Raw genomic sequence first — 21,864 nt, 5'->3', positions numbered from 1 at the left:
CCATGAAACGGGTTGTTCGCAGGCGCGTGGGGAAGGTCACTCGGGATGAGGTGAGCCCGGGCCGGGTACGGCCCGTGGAAGAGGGTGAGACGCCCCCGCCTCCCGGGGGCCCAGCGTCCTGTGACCGCTTTCTGCCAGGACGTTCATCGAATGTTTATGCCTCTCCGCCATGCTCCTGGGTAATCGATCCGTCGCGTCGGGGGGCAGACGGATCACCAGGGACCTTGACCTCTCCGGGGGGCGAGGAAGGTCCCTCGGCCTTCCGTCCGGTGACCCTCGGGGGAGTCTCCGGGCGGAGGGCCGCTTTCCGTTCGACACCCTTGCGAACGCCGCGTCACCCCCGGGGACTTCCAGCACCACTGAGTCCCATGAGCACCACCAGCACGACGGAGCCACAAGCTCCACTGAGATCCATAGGGGGACAGCACATGAGCACCACCGAATCGTTCGACAGCGACACCACCCGTGAGGGCTTCACCACTGTGACGCCGCTGGCCGACGGTCTGCCGGCCGACCCGGTCATCTCCACGGACAACCAGATTCCCGCTCCGCCCCGCTTCCTGGCCGCGGGCCGGGATGAGGACAACCAGATCCCCGGCCCGCCGAAGCCCGCCGGGGCCCGCGACGCGGACAACCAGATCCCCGCGCCGCCCCGCAACGGCGCCACGGCCGACGCCGCGGTCCACGACACAGCCGCAGCCACGGCCGGAGCCGCAGTCCAGAACACCGTCCAGGATCAGGACAACCAGATCCCCAGCCCGCCGAAGCCCACCGCCGTGCTCGACGCGGACAGCCAGATTCCGCAGCAGCCGCGGAACGGTTCGCTCCGCGAGGACGTCATCTCCACCGACAACCAGATCCCCTCGCCGCCCCGGTTCCTCCGGGAGGACAGGGCCGACACCCCGGTGAGCTGACCGGGCGCGACGGAACGGTCGCGGATTCCGGGGCGGGCAGTGCCGTACCGCCCCGGAACCCACGCCACCGGCCCCCGTGCCACGGTGAGTGAACCGGAGACGGAGAGACCGGACCCCGGCCGGGCCACACTCCCCCGCCGCACCACACACACGACACCACCCACCCCCGTGGGGTCATCGGACGGAACCGAAGACCTGCGCGGGACATCACCCACAGCGGTACGGCCGCGAGGGCTCCACACGATGCCCTCGCGGCCTTCGCCATGCCTGTTCCCGGCCCGGTGAAACCGTTCCCCGCCGCGCCAGCACTGGGGTCCGGCGCCTCTGACGCATATTCAGACACTTCGGCAGCAAGTGATCCACTCCACCCATGTGGTTCACGGGTCCACAAGCCGCTCCCCTCAAAACTCCCCGCGATCGTTCGATGACGGTGTGTACTTGGGCGGTCGCCCCCCAGGACGGCCTCGCCCCACCGCTCCCCACGAGGTCTATCGATGCTCGCAATACCGGATCCGGCCGTCGTCGGCCTCGCCGCCACGACCCTGTCGGCGCTCGTGCTGGGGGGCGGGCTGCTGCGGTACCGGCGCCGGGACCAGGATCGGGAGGACGCGGTCGGCTCCCTGCGCTCGGGACTCACCGGCACCCGCTCCGAGCTGAGGGCCGCCCGGGCGGAACTGGCCTCCGCCCGCGCCGAGGTCGAACGCGCCTCCCAGGTCTTCACCGACGAACTGCTCCATCTGGCGCGGGAGCGCATGCCCGCCGCCGCCACCCGGGCCGTGCACCCGCACTTCCAGGTGCCGGGCGCGCTGCTCCCGGACTCGGTCTGCGGGGAGCTGGGCACCAGCCTCGGCGAGGTGCTCGACTCGCTCACCACCGCGCTCGTCCGGGAACGCGTCCGCGTCGACTCCGCCGCCTGCGCGGGGATGCGCGGCGCCACCCGGGAGATCCAGGCCGGGCTCTACCGGCTCCAGGACGTGGTGCGCGGGCTCCAGCACCGCTACGACGACCCCGAGCTCTCCCACACCCTCTACTCGCTCGACCACGAGAACGAACAGTCGCTGCGCCGCGCCCAGGTCACCGCCGTGGTCTGCGGCGCCTGGGTCGGCCTCGCCCGGGACGAGTCCCATGTCGTCGACGCCGTCGTCGGGGGCCAGTCACGGCTCATCGGCTACCACCGGATCAAGGTGGGCAACCATCTGGAGGAGGGCACCGCCCTCATCTCCCACGCCGTCGAGCCCGTCGCGATCATCGTCGCGGAACTGCTCGACAACGCGCTGCGCCACTCCGCCGCCGACGCGGAGGTCATGGTGACCCTGGCCCACGCGCACCACGGCATCACCATCACCGTGGACGACGCCGGGGTGGGCATGGGCGAGGAAGAACGTGCCTACGCCCAGCGGATGGTGGCGGGCAGCGATCCGATCCTCCTCTCCGAGCTGGGCGACCCGCCCCGGATGGGTCTCGCGGCGATCGGACAGCTCACCCGGCAGTTCGACCTCTCCGTCGACCTGTCCTCCCGCTCCCCCTACGGCGGGGTGCGCGGCGTACTGATGGTCAAGAACCACCTGGTCACGCGGCTGGACCCGGTCCGGTTCCCGCCATCCCCCGCCTCGCCGCGGTCCACGCTCAAGTCCCGCCCGGTGGGCCGCTTCCCCGCCCCCCCGCGTACGGGGCCGGACGGCCCCGTCTCCCCTCCGGGCGCGGTCGGCACCCCCCGTGGCGTCCGTCCGTCCCCGCGTCCCTCCTCGCCCCACCGGCCCGCCTCCCCTCCCTCTCCCCATGCCCCAGCGGCTCCCCACTCCCCACCGTCCACCCGTGCCCCGCTCCCCTCGCGGACGCCGGTCACGGCGGCCGACCCCGGCCGCCCCGGCGCCCACTCCTTCGACGCCATCACCCATGAGCCCGCACCCGCGCCCGGGGCGGCGCCCGACGACGGTCTCCTACCCCGGCGCCGTCGCCGTGTCCGTCCGGCCGCGCATCCCGCCGAAGTACAGCTCCGGCCCCCGGCTCCGCCTCGACGCACCCCCGAAGAGGCGGCCGCAGCGCTCGGCGCGCTGCAAGCCGGAACCACCGCCGCTCGTAACGCCGCCGACTCCGAAGGGAACGACCCCTGATGACCAGCCGCACCTCCCGCGACACCGGTGACACCGCGTGGGTGCTGGATCCGATTCTGGAGATCCCCCATGTCCGCGCCGCCGTTCTGCTGACCAGGGACGGCCTGGTCTCCGGCTACTCCGACGACCTCACCCAGCCGTCCGCCGAGCGGGTCGCCGCCATCGCCAGCACGGTGCAGGGTGCGTGCCGTACGGCCGCCGCCGCCTTCGCCGACCGGGACAGCGCCGAAGTGCGCCAGGTCGTCGTCGAGTCCGACCACGGCTACATCCTGGTGGCCCCCACCGCCCACGGCACCTGCGTCGCCGCCTACGGCGACCCCGAGGTACGTCTCGACCTGCTGGCCCACCGGGTGCACTCCCAGGTGGCCCGGCTCGGCCAGCGGGCCATGACCGCCGCGCCCCGGGCGTCGGCCGGACATGCGACGGGGCGCTCACCGGTATGACCGAGAGTCGTGCCGGCCGACCCCTGGTCCCCGCCTATCTGGCGACGGACGGCGAGACCCGGCCGAGCCGTCCCACCCTGGAACGGCTCTCGGTACTCACGGGACTCACGAGCTACGGGGACCCCCCTTTACCGGGCGCCCCGGACGCCCCGGCCACGGCCGGGGCGTCGGCCCAGCTGACCGTCGCCCAGCGCTCCGTCCTGGAGGTGCTGGACGGCGGCTCGCTGACCGTCGTGGAGACGGCCGCCCTGCTGGAGCTGCCCGTCTCCGCCGTCCGTGTGCTCGCCGCCCAGCTCATCGACCTGGCGCTGGTGAGCACCCGCCCGCCCATTCCGTACGCCGTCCAGCCCGATCAAGAACTGTTGGAGAGAGTCGCCGATGGCCTCCGCGCCCTCAAGCTCTAGCGGCCTGCACCTGCCGGACAGCGCCCGTGAACTGGTGAAGATCCTGGTCGCCGGCCCCTTCGGGGTCGGCAAGACCACCCTGATCGACTCCGTTTCCGAGATCCGGCCGCTCCACACCGAGGAGCAGCTGACCGAGGCGTCCGCCACCGTGGACGACCTCGCCGGAGTCCGGGAGAAGACCACGACCACCGTCGCCATCGACTTCGGACGGATCTCCCTCGACGGAGGGATCGTGCTCTACCTCTTCGGCACCCCAGGACAGGAGCGCTTCCGCTCCCTGTGGGCGGACATCGCCTACGGGGCACTGGGCGCGCTGGTGCTGGTGGACACCCGGCGCATCAACGACTCGTTCGAGGTGCTGGGGATGGTGGAGGACGCGGGGCTCCCGTACGCGGTGGCCCTCAACACCTTCCCCGACTCCCGCAGCTACACCGAGGACCAGTTGCGCAGCTCCCTCGACCTGGAGCCGGGCACCCCCATGGTGGTCTGCGACGCGCGGGACAGGCGTGCCTCCGTCGACGCGCTGCTCGCGCTGGTCCAGCACGTACTGGACCAGCGCGTACAGCGGGAGCAGGCCGGGGCGGGACCCGGCTGCGCCCCGGGCGAGGTGCCGCCGCCACCGGGCACCGACCCCCCGCCGGAGGGCCCGCCAGGACGCCCGGCGGACCGGCCGGGCCACACCCGGATCGTCCCCGAGTGGGTCGGCGGTGAGCCCGTCCACGCCGTACGGCGCAGACGCGGCGTGTCCGGCCTGTCGGGGCTCCCGGGGATCCCGGGCCAGGGCGGCGCGCCCCGGGCCCAGGAGTACCGCCACCACGAGGAGGGCTGAGCGGATGACGGCCACCCCGGCCACGGACCCGGCGCACTCCGGGGAACCGTCCGCCGCCCCCACCGACCCGCCGGTGGACATCAGCGCGCTCGTGCCACCCGTACGGCTCTGGGAGGACGGTTTCGCCACCGATCCCCACCGCTACTACGAGGAACTGCGCTCCCACGGCCCCGTCGGCTGGTGCGAGCTGGCGCCCGGGGTCGCCGCCTATCTGGTGACCGGCCACCGGGCCGCGCTCGACCTGCTCCAGAACCCGGAGATCTGGTCCCACGACCCGCGCCCCTGGGAGACCACCGTCCCCGGCGACCCACCCGTCCTCGGGATGATGCGCTGGCGCCCCAACACCCTCTTCGCCGACGGCGAGGCGCATCTGCGCTACCGCCGCACCCTGGTCGACGCCTTCAGCCTGGTCGAACCGCACGACCTGCGGGAACGGGTGCGGCGCGCGGTGGAGATCCTGGTCTGCCGGTTCGGCCCCAAGGGCCGGGCCGACCTGGTCTCCGACTTCTGCCGCCCGCTGATGGCCATCGTCTTCAACGACCTCTTCGGCCTGCCGATGTGCGAGAGCGAGCGCCTGGACGCGGCGCTCGCGCTGCTGATCGAGGGCGGGGAGCGGGCGGCGGCGGGCGAACGGGACTACTTCCGCTATGTCGCCGAACTCATCGACACCAAGACCGCCAAGCGCGGCAAGGACCTCACCAGCTGGCTGCTGGACCACCCCTTGCGGCTCACCCCCGAGGAGGTCACCTGGCAGGTCTTCCTCACCCTGGGCACCGGCCATGAGCCGGTCGCCAACCTCGTCTCCAACGCCCTCTCCCGCATCCTGGGCAACCCCGACTACTACCAGACACTCACCCGGGGCGCCCGCCCGGTGATGGAGGCGGTCACCGAAGTCCTGCGGTACGAGCCACCGCTGGCCAACTACGCCATCTACTACTCCCGCCGCACCTTCGGCTTCCACGGCACCTGGGTGCGTTCGGCCGTCCCTGTCGCGATCTCGTTCGGCGCCCTCGCCTACTTCGCGGAGAAGGAGTACGAAGGAGGGCACCATCCGCGCGACGCGTCCCATGTGACCTGGGGCGCCGGTCCCCATGTCTGTCCCGTCAAACAGCACACCCTGCTGATCGCCATCGAGGCCATCGAGCGGCTGACGCAGTGGCTGCCCGATCTGGACCCGGTCCTCCCCCGGGAGCGGCTCAGCTGGCGGCCCGGTCCGTTCCACCGCTCGCTGACCGCCCTCCCAGTACGCTTCACCCCTCGTACACCCGAACCCTCAGGAGAGCGTCCATGACCCTGTCAGCACCGGTGGCGATAGATCCGTTCGGCACGGACTTCCCGGCGGAGATAGCCCGGTTACGGGAACGGGGTGCCATCGTCCCGATCGTGCTGCCGGGTGGCATACCCGCCTGGGCCCCGACCGGCTACCAGCCGCTGAAGACCCTCCTCCTGGACGACCGCGTGAGCAAGGACGCGCGCCAGCACTGGTCCCGTCTCGCGGAGGCGGAACAGCGGCCGGAGTGGCAGTGGATCATCACCTGGGTCGGGGTGACCAACATGCTCGCGACCTACGGCGTCGAACACATGCGGCTGCGGCGGCTGGTGTCCCCGAGCTTCACCGCCCGACGCACCCAGATGATGCGCCCCCGGGTGGAGCGGATCACCCGCGCGCTGCTGGACGAACTCGCCGTCACCGACGGCCGAGTGGACCTCAAAGCGGGCTACGCCCACCCGCTGCCGATGCGGGTGATCTGCGAACTCGCCGGGGTCCCCGACCATCTCCAGGAGGGCATGCGCGACCTGATCGCCGCGCTGATGAACACCTCCGACGCCTCTCCCGAGCAGGCGGCGTGGAAACTGGAGCAGATCGCGACCCTGCCGCCGCGCCTGGTCGAGCACCGGCGCGCACACCCCGGCGACGACCTCACCACCGAGCTGATCCGGGTCCGCGACGAGGACGGCGACCGCCTCAGCGACCGCGAACTGTCCGACACCCTCCTCCTCATCGTCGGCGCGGGCTTCGAGACCACCGTCAACCTGATCGGCAACGCCGTCGTCACCCTGCTCCGCCACCCCGACCAGCTCGCGGCGGTCCGCGCGGGCGAGGTCACCTGGGAGGCCGTCATCGAGGAGGTCATGCGCGTCAACCCCTCGATCGCCAATCTGCCCCTGCGGTTCGCGGTCTCCGACATCGAGCTGGACGGCGTGACCATCCCGGCCGGGGACGCGATCCTGACCACCTACGCGGCGGCGGGCCGCGACACCGACCGCTACGGCGCCGACGCCTTCGCCTTCGACATCACCCGCGACGCCGAGGACCACCTCTCCTTCGGCATCGGCGTCCACCGCTGCATCGGCGCCCCCCTCGCCCGCATGGAGGCGGCGACCGCCCTGCCCGCCCTCTTCGCCCGCTTCCCGGAGATGGAACTCGCGGGCGAACTGGAACAGGTGCCGTCGTTCATCGCGGAGGGCTGGCAGAAGATACCGGTCCGGTTGTGGCGCTGATCTCGCGGGCGCGGATGCGGGAGGAGGAACGTTCCTCCATGTGAGGGCCGCGGTGCGATGCGGCCCGGGGAGGGTGTCCCCGGGCCGCGCGGGTGCCGGTCGGTGGCGGGTCAGCTCTTCAGGCTGGCGACGAAGGCCCGCCAGCTTGCGACCGTTACCGACCAGGCGACGAAGAAGCTCGCTGATCACCAGCGAGCTGACCTCTGCACCCTGGAGCACCGGCCGCGCGGGCGGGCCATCACTGTTCCGGAAGGTCATGTGACCGGCGTTGTCACGAGGCTATTCCCGGAGTGGAAGGGTGGTGTGGCGGAATCGAGGGGGCGCGGCGCGGTGCGTCGATAGTGTTCTGACCTTCCGGAGCGGCGGGTACGGTCCCGCGCTCCGGCGATGGGGAGGGCATGATTACGCAGCGTGTCCTTTGGACCGTGGGGCTGGCTGCCCGACTCCACCGATATCGCCGTAGCCTTCGCCCGCCTCCTGATGGAAGGACCCCAGCCATGACCAGCACAGACGACACCGAGCGAGCGCGGCGGCTCCGGAGCGAGCTGGCCGCTGCCGTGGTGCGCGAGGAGCGGGCCGACGGCTGGCGTCAGGCGGTGGAGACGGTCCCCAGGCACCGGTTCACCCCCGGGTTCTACCTGCCCGCCGAGAAGCCCTCACCACGGGGGTTCACCTGGTGGGAGCCCGTCACCGCCACGCTGGACCCCGAGCGGTGGCTCACCGCCGTCTACACCAATCAGAGCCTGGTCACCCAGCTTGACGGCGACGAGCCCGACTGGGACCACCCCGAGCCCCACGACGGCGGCTCCCCCACCTCCTCATCCACCTTGCCCTCCCTGGTCCTGCGGATGTGGGAGGACGCGGACCTGGCCGAAGGCCAGGACATCCTGGAGATCGGGACCGGCACCGGATACTCCACCGCGCTGGCCTGCGAACGCTATGGGTCCGACGCCGTCACCAGCGTCGAAGTCGACCATCACCGGCTCGAACAGGCGGCCACCGCGCTGTACGGCCTCGGCTACAGCCCCGATCTCGCGGTCGCGGACGGGCTGTACGGCTACTGGCCGTCGGCGCCGTTCGACCGGATCGTCGCGGCCTGCTCCGTCCGTACCGTTCCGGGGGCGTGGATGGCACAGACCCGGCCCGGCGGGAAGATCCTCGTCACGCTCGGGGGCTGGCAGTTCGGTTTCGGCCGCACCCTCCTCACCGTCCGCGAGGACGGCACCGCCGACGGCCCGCTTCTGCCGGGGACCGTGTCCTTCATGCTGGCCCGCCCCCACCAGGCCCCCGGCTTCGGGAACCCCGTCCACTGGCGCTCGCTGCTCGCGGACGCGCACCCGACCACGAGCGGCCACACCCTCGACTGGCTCACCTCGGTGACCGAGAAGGCGTTCTTCACCCGCTTCCTGATCCAGTCGGCCCTGCCGACCAGCCAGACCGCGACGGTCGACGGCACGACCTGCCTGATCGACGTCACCACCGGCTCGGTCGCCGAACTCCGCCCCGAGGGGGACCGACTGCGCGTACGACAGGCCGGACCGGTCCGTCTCTGGGACCGTGCCGCAGAAGTCCTCGACGCGCACGCCGCGGCCGGTCACCCCGGCCCGGAGGCGTTCCGCCTCACGGTCGACGCGACCGGGCAGCATCTCCAGCACCCGGCACTGCCCACCCTTTCGCTGGAGTGATCGCGACGGCTGGCTGGCGCCGGGCCTGGGACTGAACGGGCGGGTCTCCGCGCCCTGGCGTACTGCTGGGAACGTTCCGTCGTGTGAACGCCGCCGTGCGGCCCGGGGAGAGGGTCTCCCCGGGCCGCGCGGGTGCAGGTCGGGCGGTGTGGCGTCAGCCCTTCACGCTGGCGACGAAGGCCCGCCAGGCGCGGGGGCCCAGGACGATGACGGGGCCGTCCTGGACCTTGCTGTCACGGACGGGTACGGCGTGAGGCACTTCGGTGGCCACTTCCACACAGCTGCCGCCACTGGCGCCGCTGTATGAGGACTTGATCCATCCCACTTCGAGGCACTGGCCGCCGTTGGGGCTGCTGTAACTGGACTTGCGCCAGGTGGTCTGCGGGTCAGTCATTCTTCCGCCCCTGTCGATTGCCACTACGAGCGAGCGTGACCAGTCCCGTCCATGCCTGCGGAGTCAGCATGAGAACAGGACCGTCAGGCCACTTGCTGTCACGAACGGGGACGAGGTTCGCAACTCCCGCGCCGAACTCGATGCAGTTTCCGCCATTGGTGCTGTAGCTGGACTTGTGCCAAGTGGGCCTTCGGTTAGGCATTCTTCCACTCCTACTGAGTGCTACCACGAGCGAGAGTGATCAGTCCCGCCCACGCCTCCGGAGTCAGCATGAGAACAGGGCCCTCGGGGCGCTTGCTGTCACGAACAGGGACGACATCCGAGATCCCATGCCCCATTTCGAGGCACTGGCCCCCGTTGGTGCTGCTGTAACTCGACTTCTGCCAGCTGATGGACAACTTGCTTGGGTTCGTCATGACTTCAACCCTTCCAAGTGATCGCGGATTCGTACGGCTGACGCTTCAGGCGACAACGCGTAGCCGGTGAGCAGATGATAGGCCCGTACTCCCTCTGCGACTTCCTCTCTACCCAGAGCGGTCCGCCCTTGCGAAAACCCATCCACATAAAGAACTTCGCTGGGTGATTTCGATCCCTTGGTCTTGTTTGTTCTCTCTGGATCAAAAGTCAGGATCGTGAACGGTCCGGCTAGGCCCGGATGGGCCACCACTTCCTCCGGTACGACCTGAATGACTATCCGTGGCTCCTGCCCGAGCACCAGGAGCCGTTGGAGCTGGTCTGCCATGACGGCAGGTCCGCCGATCTTCCGGCGAAGGGCTTGCTCATCCACGATGAACCAGCATCGAGGTGGATCGCCTCCCTTCAGGATCTCTTGCCGGGTGAGCCGAGCGGCTACGAGATCGTCCAGGTTGTCAGGCCGCACTGCGGCAAGCATCGCGCGAGCGTACTGCTCGGTCTGGAGCAATCCAGGGATGACTTGCGTGTCGAACATGCGAATGGATACAGCATGCCTCTCCAGTTCGACATACGGCAAGAACCACGAGGGGTAGGCGTACCGCACCACGAGCGGATAGAACTCGGCGAAGAAGTCGGTATCGAATACGTGGTCGAGGTCGTGCACCAAATCCTCAGAGGGCACACGTTTGCCGTTCTCCACGTAGCTGACCATGGCGCCGGTCGTATGGGCCTTCACCGCCAGATCCGCTTGTGACCAGCCACGTTCATTGCGCAGCCGGTGCAGTCGGGAGCCTAAGAACGCCAGCAGGCTGGAGTTCGAGTCAGGTTGTCCGTGGTCTTTTTCCATGGTCATGACGCCCCCTGGATGGGCTCGGTCGCTTAACTTCATCCGTTTTAAGCCCCGTTGCCTGGTGAGCGTACGCGCGGAGCGCAACTCTTGCCGCACAGTCGGTTACTTCCCCTCTCAGGGGCGACACAGAAGCAAGAGGTATCCCGTGCCATGCACCTCCAATCCAGCATCCCGCCTGGGGCGGAACGCTGGAAAAGACGGACCACCCGATCGCACGACGGAAGGGAATCGAACGCCCGATCCGGACAGGGATTCACCGGTTCTGCGTTCGCTGCGGCAGCGCGTGCGGGAGATCAATCACCGTCGGCGGTTGCCGTGACGCGGCTCTGGGTGTGGCTCGCGCTCGCGCTGGGGGCCGCCGAGGGGCGGCTGGGGCTTGGGTTTGAGCTGATGCGGCTGCGGTGGGACGACGGGTGTGTCGATGAGTGGAGCCGGGGGCTTGAGGTCGAGGCTCGGCGGGCGCGGCTGGACGCCGAGTTGGAGCGGTTGTTGGAGGACGGTGGTCCGGCGTGAGTGGGCCGCCGGTCTCGTATCTCTGTTATGTGCTGGTCGAAGGGCCCGTACACGGGAGTGAGGTCGTGTTGCCCTATGTGCTTGATACGACCCGGACGCGGTCTCGGGAAACCGCTCTCGCGTGGTTGCGGCAGCGGGCGCGGTGGGTGGCGGATCGGCTGGATCCGGATCCGGAGGTGTCGCCGTGGGTCACTGAGCTGATGCGGATGGGGCGGGTGCCGGTGCCGGACGCGCCCACCGAGATCCGGGTGTGGTGTGACGACCCGGGTGAGGAGCGGGCGGCCTTCGCTCGGCTGGAGCAGGGCGTGCCGGTGTCCGTCGTCATTCCGGACGGGCCCGATCGGTACACGCTCGCGGTCTGTCCGCAGCGGGCCCGGGTCCTCCTCGTACAGCCCTACTCCCCTCCTCAGTTCAGGAAGCGGTGACCGCCGTGCCCCGTACCGGACGTGAGGACGTCCACGCGAGCAAGACCACCGTCATCGCGCGCTACCGCGACGGCGAGACGGCCAAGGCGCTCGCCGCCGAGTTCGGGGTGAGTGACGCCTGGCTGAAGAAGCGGCTGAGCGGCTGGGGCGTGCCCGTACGCGGGGTACGCGAGGCCCGGATCCTGCGCGCGCGACCCAAGGAGTACACCGTGGAAGAGACCCTGGTCTGCCAGATCTGCGATGACCTCGTGGCCGCCGAGCGCGCCGCCCGGGTCGTCTATGACCACTCCCGTGCCACCGACTGCCGGGTGCTGCTGCGGCGGCATATCGAGACCACCGCCGACCACCGGCCGGGGGCGGTCACTCCCCCGCGCGGAGGGAGTGTTTGAGGACCTTGCCCGAGGCGTTGCGGGGCAGGGCGGGGAGGAAGGCGACCTGGCGGGGGACCTTGTAGTTGGCGAGTTCGCGGCGGGACCAGGTGATGATCTCCTCCGGGGTGGTCCGGGCACCGGGCCGCAGGACCGCGTAGGCCTTGCCGACCTCGCCGAGGCGGGCGTCGGGGATGCCGATGACGGCGACTTCGGTGAGGTCGGGGTGGCGGGCGAGGACGTGTTCGATCTCGGCCGGGTAGGCGTTGAAGCCGCCGACGGTGAACATGTCCTTGAGGCGGTCGGTGATGCGGAGGTTGCCGTGGGCGTCGAGGACGCCCACGTCTCCCGTACGCAGCCAGCCGTCCGGGGTGAGGGCGGCGGCGGTGGCGGCGGGGTCCTCGAAGTAGCCGCTCATCACCTGGTGTCCCCGGACGAGGATCTCGCCGGGTTCGCCCGGTGCCGCGTCGATGCGGACCTCGGTGTCCGGAATCGCGCGGCCCGAGGTGGTGGCCACCGTCTCCGGGGTGTCGTCGCTGCGGCACATGGTGACGATGCCGCTCGCCTCGGAGAGGCCGTACGCGGTCAGGACGGTGTCGACGCCGAGTTCGGCGTGGACGCGTTCGATGAGGGCCGGGGGGATCTGGGCGGCGCCGGTGACCACCAGACGCAGGCTGGAGAGGTCGTGCCGGGCGCGGGCCGGGTGGTCGAGGAGCGACTGGTGGAGGGTGGGCGGGCCCGGCAGCACGGAGACGCGTTCGGTGGCGATCTGGGCCAGGACCGTCTCCGCGGTGAAGACGGGGGTGGGGATCATGGTGGCGCCCCGGGTGAGCGAGGCGATGATCCCGGCCTTGTAGCCGAAGGTGTGGAAGAAGGGGCTGACGATCAGATAGCGGTCGTCGGTCCGCAGCCCGGCGAGGTCGGCCCAGAGCGCGTAGCAGCGCAGGGTCTGGGCGTGGGTGATGGCCACGCCCTTGGGCCTGCCCGTGGTGCCGGAGGTGAAGACGATGTCGGAGGGGTCCGAGGGCATGACCGCGTCGGTACGGGCGCGGACCTCGGCGGCGGTGACGCCGTCGCCGCCCGCGAGGAACTCCTTCCAGGTCTGGTACTCCTCCGGCGCCGTGTCGGAGAGGACCACGACCTGGCGTACATCGGGAAGGTCGCGGCGGAAGCGGCGCAGGGCGGCGACATAGGACGTGCCCAGGAAGGTGCCGGTGACGAAGAGGAGTCCCACCCGGCCGCGCCGCAGCACGTCGGCGGCCTCGGCGCCCTTGAAGCGGGTGTTGAGCGGGACGAGGACCGCGCCCGCGCTGACCGCGCCGAGCGCGGAGACGATCCAGTCCAGCCCGTTGGGGGCCCAGATCGCCACACGGTCGCCAGGGCGCACCCCGGCGGCGAGACAGGCGGCCGCCGCCCGCTCCACCCGGGCGCCGAGTTCCGCGTAGGTCACGCGGACGCGTCCGTCCACGACCGCCTCACGCTCCCCGTACCGCTCGGCGGCGGACCGTACCAGTCGGCCGACGGTGCCCCATTCCAGGTCGCCGCGCATAGCGCCCCTCCCGATAGCTGACTGTTCGTCAGATTAGCGGTACCCTGACGCGCTGTCAGCAGTCGGGACCGAACGGCGGAGGTATGCCCGTGACCGGCCTGAAGGACACGACCGCGATAGCCGGGATAGGCCAGACCCCCTTCGCCAAACGGCTCCCCGAGTCCGAGAAGGCGCTGGCCTGCCGGGCGATCGTCGCCGCGCTGGACGACGCGGGCCTGCACCCCTCCGAGGTGGACGCCTTCGCCTCGTACACCATGGAGGAGACCGACGAGGTCGAGATCGCCAAGGCCATCGGCGCCGGGGACGTCACCTTCTTCAGCAAGGCCGGCTACGGCGGCGGCGGCTCCTGCGCCACCCTCGCCCATCTCGCCGCCGCCATCACCACCGGACAGGCGAGCGTCGGCGTGGCCTGGCGCTCCCGTAAACGCGGCAGCGGACCGCGCCCCTGGCGCGACACGGCCGCCCAGCTCCCCACCCCCGCCCAGTGGACCCGCCCCTTCGGACTCCTGCGCCCCGCCGACGAGATCGGCATGCTGGCCCGCCGCTATATGCACGAGTACGGCGCCACCCGCGACCACTTCTTCAACGTCGCCCTCGCCTGCCGCAACCGGGCCAACCAGAACCCGGCCGCGATGATGTACGACCGGCCGCTGACCCGCGAGATGTATATGACCTCCCGCTGGATCAGCGAGCCCCTCTGCCTCTTCGACAACTGCCTGGAGACCGACGGCGCCCTCGCCTGCGTCCTCGTCCCCGCCGCCCGCGCCCGCGATCTGCGCCAGCGGCCCGTCTACCTCCACTCCGTCGCCCAGGGCCTGCCCGCCCAGCACCACGGCATGGTCAACTACTGGAACGACGACCCCCTCACCGGCCCCGCCTGGACCGCCGCCCGCCAGCTCTGGAAGACCGCCGACCTGGGCCCCGCCGACGTGGACGTCGCCCAGATCTACGACGCCTTCACCCCGCTGATCCCCCTCTCCCTGGAGGGATACGGATTCTGCGGGCGCGGGGAGGGCGCCGCCTTCACCGAGGGCGGCGCCCTGGAGATCGGCGGGAGGCTGCCGCTGAACACCGCCGGGGGCGGGCTCAGCGAGGCATACGTCCATGGCTTCAACCTGATCACCGAGGGGGTGCGGCAGCTGCGCGGCACCGCGACGGCACAGGTGCCCGGGGCGGCGACCTGCCTGGTCACGGCCGGGGAGGGCGTGCCCACCTCGGCCCTGCTGCTGAGGAGCTGAGATGACCGCCGCCCACCTGCTTCCGCCGGTTCCCGACGACGACGGCGCGCCCTTCTGGGAGTACGCCGCCCGGGGCGAACTACGCGTCCAGCACTGCGCCGACTGCGGCGAACCCCGCTTCCCGCCGCGCCCCTGCTGCCCCCACTGCCACTCCTTCACCAGCGACTGGCGCCCGACCAGCGGACGCGGCCGGATCTGGTCCTTCGTCATCCCCCACCCCCCGCTGCTGCCGGGATACGCGGAACTGGCGCCCTACAACGCCGTCGTCGTCGAACTCCTGGAGACCCCCCGGATCCGGCTCGTCGGCAATGTCGTCGCCGCGCCCGACGCCCCGCTGAACTCCGTACCGCCCGCGCGGCTGCGGATCGGCGCCGGAGTACGGGCCGTCTTCACCTCACCCGGCCAGGACGGGCTGCGGCTGCCGCGCTGGCTGCTGGAGCGGTCATGACCGTACGGGTCGACGCCGACGCGGTCCCCGGCGCGGGCGTCGCCCTCGTCACCCTCGACCGCCCCGAACGCCACAACGCCATCGACCTGCCCACCGCCCGCGCCCTCGCCGACATCTGGCGCTCCTTCCGCCAGGACACCTCCGTCCGCGCCATCGTCCTCACCGGTACGGGCACCCGGGCGTTCTGCTCCGGCTTCGACCGTACGGAACAGGTGCCGCAGCCGCCGTCCCCGTACACCGTCGACGACCCCCTCCTCACCATCGGCCCCAAGGCCAACGACCTCTGGAAACCCGTCATCGCGGCGGTGGAGGGAATCGCCTGCGGCGGCGCGTTCTACCTGCTCGGCGAGAGCGAGTTCATCATCGCCTCCCGCGCGGCGACCTTCTTCGACCCCCACACCACCCACGGCATGGTCAGCGCCTACGAATCCACCTACCTGGCCCAACTGCTCCCCTACGGGGAAGCCGCCCGGATCGCCCTCATGGGCGCGGCGGAACGCGTCACCGCGACCAGGGCGTACGAGACCGGGCTGGTCACCGAGGTGACGGAGCCGGGGGAGGCGGTGGCCGCGGCGGTGCGGGCGGCGGAGGTGGTGGCGGGGTATCCGACGGCGGGGGTGCAGGGGACGGTGCGGGCGCTGTGGGGGGTGCGGGAGGCGGGGCGGGCGCGGGCGTTCGGGTTGGCGCCCCACCTGATCGAACTGGGCAACCCCCCGTCCCCCGGTCCCGGGATCACCCGTCCCCCGTACCGCCTCCGCTGACCCGGGCGGGTCCGCGCCCCGGCCCCTGCGAGGGCGTGCCCCCGCACCCGGAGGTGCACCCTTCAGCGGGGATCCGTTCCGGTGGCGCGGGTCCGTTGCCGGGGAGGCCGGGTACGGGGCTGGGCGGGTGGGGATGCCTGCCCGGCAGGGGGTTCCGTGTGCCCACCCTCCCCCAGCCTTCGGCCGGGGGGACCCCCATCGCCCCGCGGAACGCCTGCCCACACGGAGATGTGTAACCCGTGCCCACAATGGGGGCCAGGGCCGCGCGGGGATGGTGTCCCCCCGGCCGAGGGCTGCGGGCCGGGTCCGATGGCGGTGGGGCGGGGGGCGGCGTAGCGTCGGACGCGGCGGCCGCCGTCCCGACGCCCTTCCGTGACCGTGACGACGGCCGTCCCCGCCCCATGAGCTGCCGCTCAGCCGATCGCGAGACCGGCCGGCCACCCCCGCGCGGGCGTCCGGGCCCGCTAGCGGGGGCGGACCGTGGCGGTGCCCTTGATCGCGTCGAGGGCGTAGACGCAGCGGTCCTTGGAGCAGGCGTAGACGACTCCGCCCCGCACCACCGGGGATCCGGTGATCTCCCCGCCGGTCGCCAGCTTCCAGCGCAGCTGGCCCCCGGCGGCGTCGAGGGTGTAGAGGACGTGGTCGGCGGAGCCGAAGTGGACCCGGCCGTCGGCGACGACGGGGGCGCCGATGACCTCGCCTCCGGCGGCGAACCGCCACAGGGGTGTACCGGTGACGGCGTCGAGGGTGTAGAGGGCGCTGCCGCTGCCGACGTGGACGTTGCCGGCGGTGACGAGGACCGGTTCGGCGGACTGGCGCATCTCGGTCGCGATGCGCCAGCGGTCCTTGCCGGTGGCGGCGTCGAGCGCGTACACCATGCCGAGGTGGTCGGCGAGGTAGACCCCGCCGCCGGTGACGGCGGGTCCTGGGGCGAAGGCGGGCGGGCTGAGGAAGACGGCGGGTGCCTCGAAGTGCCAGCGGGCGCGGCCTCCGGCGGTGTCGAGGGCGAGGACCCGGGTGCCCGCGGCGACGTAGACGAAGCCGTCGGGCGCGGGCCGCACCCGGACGGGTACGCCGCCGCAGGAGGCGGCGTCACCGACGAGGGCGGACCAGCGTTCGCGGCCGGTGCGGGCCTCCAGGGCCCGCAGGCTGGTGCCCTGGCGTACGTAGACGGTGCCGTCGGCGAGTACGGGTCCGGCCTCGGGTGTCTCGAACTCGGTCTGGGCGCCGGTCAGCTCCCAGAGCTTCTCGCCGGTGGCGGCCTCCCAGGCCTGGACTCCGCCGCCCCGGGTGCCGGTGATCAGGACTCCGTGTTCGATCCGGAGCGCGTACACCCACGCCTCGGTCTGGAGCCGCCAGCGTTCCTGTCCGGTGGCCGCGTCGAGCGCGTACAGGGTGGGTCCGTCGGAGGCGTGGATACGGCCGTCCTCGACCGCCATGGTCCAGGCGACGTCCCGGGTCTTGAACTGGCGCCGTCCGGTGCCGACGTCGAGCGCGTGGACCTCGAAGGAGGTGACGTAGAGCAGGTCGCCCGCGACGGCCGGGGTCCCCCAGACGTCGTTGGACATCCGGAACCGCCAGGGCCGCCAGTGCGCGGGGGCCTTCGGGGTGGGGTGGGGTGCCGATGTCGCCGACGAGGGCGGCGAGGAGGGCAGCGCGCCGGGCGCGTGGGAGGGGGGCGGGGGAACCGCCGCGAGGGGGACGGGCGCGGGCGTCAGCCCGCCCGGGGGCCGGACCCATCCGGTGGCGTGACCGGCGCCGCCGACGGCGATCCGTCCGGTGTCGGCGACCCGGGGGCCGGGGCCGATCGGCACTCCGGCGCCGGTGAGCCGGACCGAGCCGCCGTGCTGCCCGACCGGGGCGGCCGGCGCGGGTGGCGGGGGCGGCGCGGGGGTGCGCGGGTCGGCACCGTGGTGAGCGCCACCCGGATGGCCGCCGCCGGAGCGCCCGGGGCCACCGTGCCAGGAGCCCGGTACCGCGCCCGGTCCTGGCGGGGGCCCGCCCCACTCGGGGGAGGGCGCGGGCGGCAGCGGCGGTGGCGGCGGGACCGGGCCGCGCTGCGGCGGCTCCCCGGCCGGGGCCAGGGTCCGCCCGCCGCCCTTGCGCTGCTCGATCATCGCCATGGTCCGGCCGGGCAGCCAGGCCGACGCGGTCCCGCCGTCGTCCCCGGCGGCGAAGAGGTGCGGGGAGAGCTGCGCCTGGAGTTCCTCGGGTGTGGGCCGCCGGGTGGCGTCCATCCGCATACAGGACTCGATCAGCGGTCTCAGCTCGTCGGGCAGCCCCTCCAGGTCGGGTTCCTCCCGCAGCAGCATGAAGACCGTCTCCACCGGGTTGGCGCCGTGGAAGGGCGCGTGCCCGGTGGCGGCGAAGACCAGGGTGGAGCCGAGGGAGAAGACATCGCTGGCGCCGGTGACGCTGCGTGAGTCGCGGGCCTGCTCGGGCGACATGTAGGCCGGGGTGCCGACGGCGACGTTGGTCATGGTCAGCCGGGTGTTGGAGACCCCGGAGGCGATGCCGAAGTCGATGACGCGCGGCCCGTCCTCCACCACCAGGACGTTGGAGGGCTTCAGATCGCGGTGGACGAGTCCGGCGCCGTGGATCGACTGGAGCGCCTCGGCGATCCCGGCCGCGAGCCAGCGCACGGCCTTCGCGGGCAGCGGCCCGCACTCGGTGACGATCTCCTCCAGGGAGGGCGCGGGCACATAGGCGGTGGCCAGCCAGGGCACGGCGGCCCGGGGGTCGGCGTCGACCACGGCCGCGGTGTAGAAGCCGCTGACGGCGCGGGCGGCCTCCACCTCGCGTGTGAAGCGCACCCGGAAGAGCTGGTCCTCGGCCAGTTCGGTGCGCACGGTCTTGATCGCCACTCGCCGTCCGGAGGCCGAGCGGGCGAGATAGACCAGCCCCATTCCCCCGGCGCCCAGCCGGGCGAGCACCTCGAACGGGCCGATCCGCCGTGGATCGTGCTGCGTCAGCTGCTCCATGCCCTGCCTGCCACCTCCCCGTAACGGACCCCCCGCCCGGGCGGTCCGTCCCTCACCAGCTATCCGCGGCGTCCGACCGCCCGGGACTCTCGGCGACTCCCGGCGGCGGTCCCGCCCTGATTCTTCCTGTCGGAGGCGACCCTGGCGAACCCGGGGGCGTTTCGGGGTGTCCGCCGTGGGGACCCCGTCCGCGCGCCGCGAAGCCGTTCCGGGCGGATCCGGCGAGCGGGCCGGCTGTCGTGCTCCGGCTCCACGCTCCTCGCGTACCGCCCCGGTGGTGCCTTCGTATCGTCTCAGGACCGCCTCAGGACCGCCTTCGTACCGCCTCCGTATCCCTGGGCATCCATTTGCTTGACGCGGAAACGGACGGGTCGGTTGCGGGTTCGGGGGGAGTCCACTGGACCGGCCGAGAGTTTTCGAACATATGACCTTGTATCGAACGGCCTGCGGAGAGGCGGGGCGCACCCCATTTGCAGTCGGCCGAATCGCGCCCCGATCACCCGTCGGTAAGCTGACGGCATGACAGGACAAGTTCGCACTGTCGACGGCCGCGTGGCCGGACGACGCGGCCAGGCGACGCGGCAGAAGCTGCTCGACTGCCTCCGCGAGATGCTCAGCTCGTCGCCCTACCGCGACGTCAAGGTCATTGACGTGGCCCGCAAGGCGGGTACCTCTCCGGCCACCTTCTACCAGTACTTCCCCGACGTCGAGGGTGCCGTCCTGGAGATCGCCGACGACATGGCCAAGGAGGGCGCGCAGTTGACCGCCCTCGTCTCGGACCGCTCCTGGGTCGGCAAGTCCGCCTGGCAGACGTCCGAGGAGCTGGTCGACGGCTTCCTGGACTTCTGGCGGCGCCATGACGCCATCCTCCGGGTGGTCGATCTGGGGGCCGCCGAGGGTGACAAACGGTTCTACAAGATCCGTATGAAGATCCTGAACTCGGTCACCAACTCCCTGACCGCCGCGGTCAAGGAACTCCAGGCCAAGGGCAGGGTCGACAAGGACGTCAACCCGGCCGCCGTCTCCGGTTCGCTGGTCGCGATGCTCGCCGCGGTCGCCGCCCACCAGAAGGGCTTCACCACCTGGGGCGTCAAGCAGGCCGACCTCCGCCCCAATCTGGCGCTCCTGGTCCACCTCGGCATCACGGGCCGCAAGCCGGTGAAGTAGGGGCCCGGGTCCGCCCGGGCCCCCCGCCGAACCCCTCCCCCGCTCACTCCCCCGCCGTCCCCGGCTTGACCCCCCAGATATAGAGCTGGTCACCGATGCCCAGCAGATTCCACAGCTGCTCCGCGTCGGCCAGCCGCAGGTTCACACAGCCCGCGGAGCCCCCGCCGTCGTAGAGGTCGTCCGGACGGCCGTGCAGGGCCTGCCCCCCGTTGAAGAACTGCGCGTACGGCATCGGCGCGTTGTCGTACAGCGTCGAGACGTGGTCACGGCTGCGCTGGTAGATCCGCTGCCAGCCGAGCCGCGTCTCCTGGCTGTCGCGTCCCGTACGGGTGGGTACGGGGCCGAAGAGGACCTTCTCGTCCTGCTGGACCCACAGCAGCTGCCGGTCCAGGTCCACACAGGTCACCCGGTGGGCGCGGACCGGGCAGTGGCCCGCCGCGTTCGGGTCGGCGCGGGCTTCGAGGGTGACGCTCCAGCGGTACGTGGCGAGATCGGCGTACCCCTCGGCGGGGGTGAGGCCCTCGGTGCGCTGGAACGCGCGGATCGCCTCGCAGTCGGCGATGGACTGGACCCCGTCGACGGGCCGCTGGAGATAGCGCTCCAGGGGGCGCTGGTAGGGGCCGGTCCTGGCGGTGCACGGGGTCTCCTCCCTGGCGGGGGCCGCCGGAGCCACCAGAGCGGTCGGGGCCGCCGGGGCCGTCGAGTTCGCCGCAGCGGCCGTTCCGCCGAGGAGCGTGGTGGTCAGGGCCACCGCGAGACCGAGGGCGCCGGGGGCGGCTCCCCGTCCGCGTACCGCCGTGTTCACCGTGGTCCGTATCGCGGTCCGTATCGCACCCATGAGTACTCCCGTCCCTGTGGAGGCTGGGGGAGGGTCCCCGCTCCTCCCACAGGTATCAGCGGGCGGGCGGTACCGCGATTGGGTGCGGGCCGAACCGGTGAACGGCGCGGGGGGCGCGGACACCCCCCGAGGGGACCTCAGACGGTGGGGTCACCGGCCCGGGGGCCGGTGACCGGTGTCAGCCCTGGTGGGGCATGACCGTCTTCTTGCCTCCCTTGCCGTGCTCACCTCTCTGGTTGCCGATCTTGACGGTCACGCCCTGGCCGGAGTTGGCCGTCGTGACCGTGTACGGGCCGAAGACCGGGTTCTCCGGGAGGACGTACCCCTCGGGGACGGCGGTCTCCAGCAGGTAGTACTGACCGTTCTCCAGCTCGTCGAAGAGGCATCGCCCCTGCTCGTCGGTGGAGCAGCCGCTGCCGATCCGGGTGTCCGGGTCGGCGCCCGTGGTCTGGAGACCGCGGATGCCGTTGGTCTCCTCCCACAGCTCGAAGACCGCTCCGGCGAGGGGCTCGCCGTTCTTGGCGTCGGTCTTGTGCAGCTTGATCTTGCCGTTGCCCGCCGGGGTGCGGGTGTTGTCGGCGTTGACCTGCACGCCCTGCGCGGCGTTCTCGGCCGTCAGCACCAGCGCACCGAAGACCGCCGGAACCGGGAGGTCGTACCCGGGCGGGGCCGCCGTCTCCTGCCAGTAGTAGGTGCCGGGCTCGACCGTCCGCGAGCAGATGCCGTTCGCGGGGGTCGTGCACGGAGCACCGACGGTGGTGTCGGGGTCGGCACCCGTGGTCTGGAGACCGGGAATCCCGTTGGTCTCCTCCCACAGCTGGAACACGGCACCGGAGAGCGGGGCACCCGTGATGGAGTCCCGCTTCAGCACCCGGACATCGCCGGTGACCACGGGGGTCGCGGTGTTGTCGGCGGTCACCTGGACACCCTGCGCGGCGTTGTCGGCCGTCAGGACCAGCGGACCGAAGACCGCCGGGACCGGGAGCTGGTAGCCGGGCGGGGCCGCCGTCTCCTGCCAGTAGTACTC

General features: G+C 71.7%; 22 protein-coding genes and 1 pseudogene. 15 read left to right on the top strand and 8 right to left on the bottom strand.

All coding sequences use genetic code 11. From position 1 onward, the window contains the following. Positions 1-428: 428 nt before the first annotated feature. The 8 genes and pseudogenes from ACFVIM_RS03660 (at position 429) to tgmC (ending at position 8,891) form a co-directional block, all read left to right on the top strand. Positions 429-914 carry a hypothetical protein gene (locus ACFVIM_RS03660; protein ID WP_384297891.1) on the top strand — a complete coding sequence of 162 codons (486 nt, stop codon included), beginning with the start codon at positions 429-431 and terminating at the stop codon, positions 912-914. Between the two features lie 494 nt (positions 915-1,408). Continuing rightward, the gene (locus ACFVIM_RS03655; RefSeq protein ID WP_384297889.1) at positions 1,409-3,028 is read left to right on the top strand and encodes an ATP-binding protein; all 1,620 of its coding nucleotides are present in this window, start codon (positions 1,409-1,411) and stop codon (positions 3,026-3,028) included. Next, a complete protein-coding gene (locus ACFVIM_RS03650) occupies positions 3,028-3,471 on the top strand; it encodes a roadblock/LC7 domain-containing protein (protein ID WP_384297887.1) in 444 nt (147 codons plus the stop codon). Before ACFVIM_RS03655 ends, ACFVIM_RS03650 begins: the two co-directional genes overlap by 1 nt. Further along, entirely contained in the window at positions 3,468-3,875 is a 408-nt protein-coding gene (locus ACFVIM_RS03645) for a DUF742 domain-containing protein (protein WP_384297885.1), read from the top strand. Before ACFVIM_RS03650 ends, ACFVIM_RS03645 begins: the two co-directional genes overlap by 4 nt. Beyond that, a pseudogene (locus ACFVIM_RS03640) lies at positions 3,850-4,431 on the top strand (ATP/GTP-binding protein); the annotation flags it as partial. The gene ACFVIM_RS03645 and the pseudogene ACFVIM_RS03640, both read left to right, overlap by 26 nt. Before the next feature lie 277 nt (positions 4,432-4,708). Beyond that, positions 4,709-5,995, top strand: coding sequence for a cytochrome P450 (locus ACFVIM_RS03635; protein ID WP_384297882.1), 1,287 nt, complete (start codon positions 4,709-4,711; stop codon positions 5,993-5,995). Beyond that, positions 5,992-7,206, top strand: coding sequence for a cytochrome P450 (locus ACFVIM_RS03630; protein ID WP_384297880.1), 1,215 nt, complete (start codon positions 5,992-5,994; stop codon positions 7,204-7,206). Before ACFVIM_RS03635 ends, ACFVIM_RS03630 begins: the two co-directional genes overlap by 4 nt. A 497-nt stretch (positions 7,207-7,703) precedes the next feature. Beyond that, on the top strand, positions 7,704-8,891 hold the full coding sequence (gene tgmC / locus ACFVIM_RS03625; protein ID WP_384297877.1) for an ATP-grasp peptide maturase system methyltransferase: 1,188 nt from the start codon (positions 7,704-7,706) through the stop codon (positions 8,889-8,891). 154 nt (positions 8,892-9,045) lie between these two features. Here the strand turns inward: tgmC and ACFVIM_RS03620 are convergent, their stop codons facing one another. The 4 genes from ACFVIM_RS03620 to ACFVIM_RS03605 form a co-directional block, all read right to left on the bottom strand. Next, on the bottom strand, positions 9,046-9,285 hold the full coding sequence (locus ACFVIM_RS03620; RefSeq protein WP_384297876.1) for a DUF397 domain-containing protein: 240 nt from the start codon (positions 9,283-9,285) through the stop codon (positions 9,046-9,048). Then, positions 9,278-9,487, bottom strand: coding sequence for a DUF397 domain-containing protein (locus ACFVIM_RS03615; protein ID WP_384297874.1), 210 nt, complete (start codon positions 9,485-9,487; stop codon positions 9,278-9,280). The genes ACFVIM_RS03620 and ACFVIM_RS03615 overlap by 8 nt, the downstream gene beginning before the upstream one ends. Before the next feature lie 10 nt (positions 9,488-9,497). Next, complete coding sequence (locus tag ACFVIM_RS03610; protein WP_384297950.1) at positions 9,498-9,623, bottom strand: DUF397 domain-containing protein; 126 nt, start codon at positions 9,621-9,623, stop codon at positions 9,498-9,500. A gap of 74 nt (positions 9,624-9,697) precedes the next feature. Continuing rightward, positions 9,698-10,552: a Scr1 family TA system antitoxin-like transcriptional regulator gene (locus tag ACFVIM_RS03605; RefSeq protein WP_384297871.1), complete on the bottom strand. Its 855-nt coding sequence runs from the start codon at positions 10,550-10,552 to the stop codon at positions 9,698-9,700. Between the two features lie 312 nt (positions 10,553-10,864). Here ACFVIM_RS03605 and ACFVIM_RS03600 point away from each other — a divergent pair, with 312 nt between their 5' ends. From ACFVIM_RS03600 to ACFVIM_RS03590, 3 genes are all read left to right on the top strand, one after another. Next, a complete protein-coding gene (locus ACFVIM_RS03600) occupies positions 10,865-11,062 on the top strand; it encodes a hypothetical protein (protein WP_384297869.1) in 198 nt (65 codons plus the stop codon). 146 nt (positions 11,063-11,208) lie between these two features. Further along, on the top strand, positions 11,209-11,487 hold the full coding sequence (locus ACFVIM_RS03595) for a hypothetical protein (protein ID WP_384297866.1): 279 nt from the start codon (positions 11,209-11,211) through the stop codon (positions 11,485-11,487). 5 nt (positions 11,488-11,492) lie between these two features. Then, positions 11,493-11,876 (top strand): hypothetical protein, encoded by a 384-nt coding sequence (locus ACFVIM_RS03590; RefSeq protein ID WP_384297864.1) that lies wholly within the window; start codon positions 11,493-11,495, stop codon positions 11,874-11,876. Here ACFVIM_RS03590 and ACFVIM_RS03585 read toward each other — a convergent pair. Beyond that, entirely contained in the window at positions 11,848-13,404 is a 1,557-nt protein-coding gene (locus tag ACFVIM_RS03585; RefSeq protein ID WP_384297862.1) for a FadD3 family acyl-CoA ligase, read from the bottom strand. The two genes, ACFVIM_RS03590 and ACFVIM_RS03585, sit on opposite strands and share 29 nt — an antisense overlap. Positions 13,405-13,493: 89 nt before the next feature. Here ACFVIM_RS03585 and ACFVIM_RS03580 point away from each other — a divergent pair, with 89 nt between their 5' ends. The 3 genes from ACFVIM_RS03580 to ACFVIM_RS03570 are packed head-to-tail and all read left to right on the top strand — an operon-like array spanning position 13,494 to position 15,851. Further along, on the top strand, positions 13,494-14,642 hold the full coding sequence (locus ACFVIM_RS03580) for a lipid-transfer protein (RefSeq protein ID WP_384297859.1): 1,149 nt from the start codon (positions 13,494-13,496) through the stop codon (positions 14,640-14,642). Between the two features lies 1 nt (position 14,643). Further along, on the top strand, positions 14,644-15,090 hold the full coding sequence (locus ACFVIM_RS03575) for a Zn-ribbon domain-containing OB-fold protein (RefSeq protein WP_384297857.1): 447 nt from the start codon (positions 14,644-14,646) through the stop codon (positions 15,088-15,090). Beyond that, on the top strand, positions 15,087-15,851 hold the full coding sequence (locus ACFVIM_RS03570; RefSeq protein ID WP_384297854.1) for an enoyl-CoA hydratase/isomerase family protein: 765 nt from the start codon (positions 15,087-15,089) through the stop codon (positions 15,849-15,851). Before ACFVIM_RS03575 ends, ACFVIM_RS03570 begins: the two co-directional genes overlap by 4 nt. Positions 15,852-16,315: 464 nt before the next feature. Here the strand turns inward: ACFVIM_RS03570 and ACFVIM_RS03565 are convergent, their stop codons facing one another. Next, on the bottom strand, positions 16,316-18,832 hold the full coding sequence (locus ACFVIM_RS03565; protein ID WP_384297852.1) for a PQQ-binding-like beta-propeller repeat protein: 2,517 nt from the start codon (positions 18,830-18,832) through the stop codon (positions 16,316-16,318). Positions 18,833-19,351: 519 nt separating this feature from the next. Here ACFVIM_RS03565 and ACFVIM_RS03560 point away from each other — a divergent pair. Further along, the gene (locus ACFVIM_RS03560; protein ID WP_384297850.1) at positions 19,352-19,999 is read left to right on the top strand and encodes a TetR family transcriptional regulator; all 648 of its coding nucleotides are present in this window, start codon (positions 19,352-19,354) and stop codon (positions 19,997-19,999) included. 43 nt (positions 20,000-20,042) lie between these two features. Here ACFVIM_RS03560 and ACFVIM_RS03555 read toward each other — a convergent pair whose 3' ends face one another. Continuing rightward, positions 20,043-20,750, bottom strand: a complete 708-nt coding sequence (locus tag ACFVIM_RS03555) for a L,D-transpeptidase (protein ID WP_384297947.1) — start codon at positions 20,748-20,750, stop codon at positions 20,043-20,045. Positions 20,751-21,015: 265 nt separating this feature from the next. Next, positions 21,016-21,864: collagen binding domain-containing protein (locus tag ACFVIM_RS03550; RefSeq protein ID WP_384297847.1), on the bottom strand; the 849-nt coding region annotated here is incomplete at its 5' end.

It is taken from the genome of Streptomyces sp. NPDC057638, from assembly GCF_042800315.1.
Taxonomy (GTDB): Bacteria; Actinomycetota; Actinomycetes; order Streptomycetales; family Streptomycetaceae; genus Streptomyces.
The sequence above is the reverse complement of the archived record's forward strand: the minus strand, read 5'-3'. Positions and strand labels throughout refer to the sequence as shown.